Raw genomic sequence first — 4,426 nt, forward strand, 5'->3', positions numbered from 1 at the left:
GGTTAGGTGTTTTAGCGTTGTTCGCACCTTAATGCGGCGTTAAGCGTCATATAGGAGAAGTAATAAACATGAAGTTTGTTGTTCCAGAGTTTAATAAAGATGGGTTTCATTGTCCTTTGTGTGGGGTCTTTGCGCATATGACTTGGGAAAAACTATCTAGTTATAATCACTCGACAATGTACTATGAAGCTCGATGTTCGTGCTGTAAGCAGCCGAGTTTATGGAGGGTGACGGATTATGTCAACGGTCAGTTAGGACGCAAAGATAAAGCGGGAGAACTGATATATCCAGATTTTGGTACTGCAGCTCTTCCAGAGGATGATATGCCGGAAGACGTAAAGAAAGACTATGTTGAAGCTGCAAGGATATTTTCAAAGTCTCCTCGAGGCTCAGCTGCTTTGCTTCGTTTGGGGTTACAGAAATTGTGTAAACATCTAGGTGAAGATGGAAAGAACATAAACACAGATATTCGTCAACTTGCGGCTAAAAATGTACTTCCTCCATTGGTTGTGAAAGTAGCCGACACGGTTAGAATTACTGGAAACAATGCAGTCCACCCTGGGGAAATGACTGATGAAGATTTTGATTATGTAGCATCGAAAATGTTTGAACTTCTTAATTTTATCGTTAAAAAAGGTATCTCAGAGCCTAAAGAACTAGAAAGCTTATATCAGCTAACTCCTGAAGCTCCTAGAAAGAGTGCAGAAGCAAGTGATGCGAAGTCGAAAGTAAGTGACGCTTAACAAAGCATTTAAGAGTGATTCGCAACGCTTGGCAGTTTCGCTTCGCTCAAGTATAGCCAAGCGCCGCTCACACCTTAATGCGGCGTTAGTACTGGATTGGCATCAAAGGTAAAATTTTTTGGAGTTTATCGGTTTCTTTTCTTAGCTTTACACCTGGTCAAGTGTGCCTTTCACGTTCTTTCCGGTGGCACTATATGAGTTGTGTTCGCGTTGATTTCACCGTTTACGGTTTCTAACTCTTAGTCTATTTCTTTGGCGCTTCTTCATTTTCGTGGGGGCTTTTGAGATAAACTTGATTACTTTTGGTGTGGCTGTCAATGTTCGGCGACCGAATCCTTTGCTAATTTGAAGCTAGTCAAAATAGGGTAGTTTGGCGTGTTTTTCTTCTAGCCAACTTGCGTTTTGAGGTTGAGTTCTAGTTTCGCAGTTGTCCCTTTAGCTTCAGCGTTTTAAGCCACAAGTTTCGTGCTATATTTCAATATCTTGGTGCAAACCACAAGGTTTAATAGCAGCGTACTAACAAACAATTCAAGAGTGATTCGGCACGCGTTGCATTTTTACTATGCGTTAGTTTTAGTGATTAAGGTGGTATGCGGTGGCATCGGTATTGCGTGCCTCACACCTTAATTGGGCGTTATAAGCAATTTTAGGAAAGTATGTAGTAATGGAAAGTTTAAGTAGTGGTCAAAAAAGTTCATTTACTCGTCTACGTAATCAAATCAAAGACGAATTTGAAACCCTAATTGCTGAAATTAGAGAGAAGCGTGATCAAATTGAAGAAATGAGAGTGCTTCTTTTGGAAGACGATGATGATGGTATTTCAATTCAGTCTGAGGTACTAAACGCCAGAGAAGAAGCAAACAAAAAACTAGAAGAAATTAGCGCTCTGTTAGAGAATACAGAAGAAAAATATGAGCTAATAACAAATTCTCATGACGGTCTAGTCCCAAGCATTGAATCTATACACACTGATATCAAGGGTGTATACGATGAATGCTATGCGTTGATGAAGTCCTTCAATCAATCTTCCGAGCTGTTATATGGTCACCAAAATGACGGGTTAGAGTCAAAGCTAAAAACTTTGGCAAAAGATTATGAATCAAGTCTAAAAACCAATAAAACTAAAGCGGAAGAACTTTTACTTCAAATTGAAGGGGCGCTTACTGGTGCCACAAATGTTGAACTTGCTAAAGCATTCCAAGACCAAAAAGATTCATACAAGTTGCCTAAAAATGGTTGGGCTATTTTATTCATCTTAACTATTGGTTTCATGATCTATCTTGGCTTAGATGCTGCTTCAATTTCCAGCCAAGGCTCTCAGTATTTGTACGACTTAGGTAAACGCTTAATGGTCTTTGGTCCATTGATATGGCTAGCTCTATTCGCCAGCAAGCAACAGGCACAGAACAAGCGCCTTGAGCAAGAATACGCTCATAAGGAAGCCGTAACTAAAACCTTTGTAGGGCACCAGCGCCAAATTGAGAAGCTCGCTGAAAGTGATGAGAAAGACTCGTTACTTGTTCAACTTGCACAAACAACAATTAACACAATTGATTTCAACCCAAGCTCGACCTTGGAAAAGTCGAATCCTAAGAAAGACTTACCAGCATCAGAGCTGTTAGATCTTGCAAAGAAAGCTGTAGACAAAGTAGGCAAATAATTGCTTATAACAAAGCATTTAAGAGTGATTCGCAACGCTTGGCGCTTTCGCTTCGCTCAAGTATAGCCAAGCGCTGCTCACACCTTAATGCGGCGTTAGGCTTTCCATCGTTAATATTCATGATCGAGGAGTACATGAATGGATTGGTTACATAAGATAGGTACATTGCTACCAGTAACAGTTGTGGTAGCTATATCACTCTTTATTCTAAGAGAATGCGTTGATCTTGTTAAAAAATATCGCGAAAAACAAAGGAAAACTAGAGCAATCAAGTTACTTCTAGCAGAAGAACTAGAACGGAATCATTGGGCTCTTTTGACGGTTTTCAATGTACTAAAAGAGATCAAAGAGTATACAGATGAAAAAAAAGAAGTTGAATACTCATTGATTATCGCTCGGAATGGTATGGAGCATTATCATGCCGAACTTGAAGACGGGCACTCTGGCTCTGGAATATTCCGGTTCGACTTTTCTGTCTATGAAAAGCTGTTAGTCTCGATAGCTGAACTTGATGAAGAATTATTTGAAGCGATCAGTGCAACGTATACTAAAACTAGAGAATTAAATCACTACCGAGATACACTTTTAGACTACCTTAGCGGTGAGGATCTTGCGCCTACACCTGAAATGACAAATGGCTTCTTATGTGGCTTGTCTGAAGAAGAAGCTGATTATTATGGGTACTTAAATGATTCCTACAAGCTATTAACGGGCACTACGTTAGAGAAAAGGCGATTGTGGTAACAAAAAGCCTAACAAAGCATTTAAGAGTGATTCCCAACGCATGGCATTTTTCATTCCATCGTTGGGTTTTGTGTTTACGGTGGTATGGTTAAGTTTCGTGGTAGCGTTGCTCACACCTTAATGCGGCGTTATACATCAAAGGATGGCTAGGTGAAAAATTCTGTTCCTACATATCAGGGAAAGCCAACAGCTTACCTTGATCATAATATCTTGGATTTATTAGTAAAAAATCCCTCATTGAGCTTCAAAGAAGAACTTCGGCAAAAGTTCCAGATTCTATACTCAGACGAAAACCTCAAGGAGATAAGACGGACTGGCGAAAATGGTTCGCTTTACTTGGATGTATTAGATGACCTAGAGGCTATGCATTTAAGGTTAGCGCTAACTCCTCAGTTCGAATTTACCGGTGATGCAAGGATAAGTATCACGAAGCCTGTGGATGCGTTCAGGAATTATTGCGAAAACACTGAGCCAGTTTATGAGCAATTGGAAAAATCGACATCTCAATCACTACTAAAATTCTATGGTGGTCGGCTCGGAGATACTTTTGATGATATAAATAATGAGCAAATTGGTGCGTTTGATAATTTATTAAGTCATATTCAGACTTTGGTAAGCGTGGATGAAGTTCAGAAATTTTCCCCTGAGATTATCAAGCAAGTATCTGCTTATACACTACAACTAAAAAAGTCACATGATGAAGCACTTAAGCAAGCCTCACAAGAGTTACGTAAGCATGTTTCAGACGAAAGTAATTACTCAGGAGTGAGTGATTACAGGGAAAGTACTGGCATTGGTCCTGTTCAACTCAATAACATTGAGCCACCAAACGTTCTTGAGCAAATATGGGAAGCACATAAATATGTTGACGGTTATGTTGGGCTAAATTTCACCATTGAGCAATTCTACGGCATTAGCTTGAACCCTATTTACAACCGAGAAATGTACCTCTTCGAAAAAATAACATCGATATACAATGTACTAAATATTGTTGGCTATCACCCAGATTCGAAAATGAAAAAAGAGAAAAGGTTCACTGCTGCTATGAGTGATGCTGGGCATGCATCAATAGGCAGTTTCGCAGACTTCATCTTTTCTAGAGACATAGCTTTTGTAAAGAAAACTAGAGCTGCATATGAGCTTCTGCAGGCAAAAGCTCAGGTTATCGAAGTCACAGTAAATGATGTATAACAAACTGTTTAAGAGTGATTCGCAACGCGTGGCATTTTTGCTATGCGTTGGTTTTAGCGTTTAAGGTGGTATGCGGAAGCATCGGTAT

At 39.7% G+C, this 4,426-nt stretch carries 4 protein-coding genes; all 4 read left to right on the top strand.

Features of this window, described 5'->3' with window-relative positions; all coding sequences use genetic code 11:
* Positions 1-68 precede the first annotated feature (68 nt).
* The 4 genes from CAG69_RS10070 to CAG69_RS22315 all read left to right on the top strand — a co-directional run bounded on the left by CAG69_RS10070 (position 69) and on the right by CAG69_RS22315 (position 4,338).
* Complete coding sequence (locus CAG69_RS10070) at positions 69-743, top strand: DUF4145 domain-containing protein (protein WP_161444035.1); 675 nt, start codon at positions 69-71, stop codon at positions 741-743.
* Between the two features lie 664 nt (positions 744-1,407).
* Positions 1,408-2,403 carry a hypothetical protein gene (locus tag CAG69_RS10080; RefSeq protein ID WP_045392332.1) on the top strand — a complete coding sequence of 332 codons (996 nt, stop codon included), beginning with the start codon at positions 1,408-1,410 and terminating at the stop codon, positions 2,401-2,403.
* A 138-nt stretch (positions 2,404-2,541) separates the two neighbouring features.
* Positions 2,542-3,147 (top strand): hypothetical protein, encoded by a 606-nt coding sequence (locus tag CAG69_RS10085; RefSeq protein WP_161444037.1) that lies wholly within the window; start codon positions 2,542-2,544, stop codon positions 3,145-3,147.
* A gap of 150 nt (positions 3,148-3,297) precedes the next feature.
* On the top strand, positions 3,298-4,338 hold the full coding sequence (locus CAG69_RS22315) for a hypothetical protein (RefSeq protein ID WP_202600745.1): 1,041 nt from the start codon (positions 3,298-3,300) through the stop codon (positions 4,336-4,338).
* Positions 4,339-4,426 lie beyond the last annotated feature (88 nt).

It is taken from the genome of Vibrio sp. V43_P6S15P86, assembly GCF_009904725.1.
In the GTDB taxonomy this organism is placed as follows: Bacteria; Pseudomonadota; Gammaproteobacteria; order Enterobacterales; family Vibrionaceae; genus Vibrio; species Vibrio diabolicus.

Coding starts and splice junctions, on each gene's coding strand:
- CAG69_RS10070 (WP_161444035.1), top strand. CDS start 69: ATGAAGTTTGTTGTTCCAGAGTTTAATAAAGATGGGTTTCATTGTCCT.
- CAG69_RS10080 (WP_045392332.1), top strand. CDS start 1,408: ATGGAAAGTTTAAGTAGTGGTCAAAAAAGTTCATTTACTCGTCTACGT.
- CAG69_RS10085 (WP_161444037.1), top strand. CDS start 2,542: ATGGATTGGTTACATAAGATAGGTACATTGCTACCAGTAACAGTTGTG.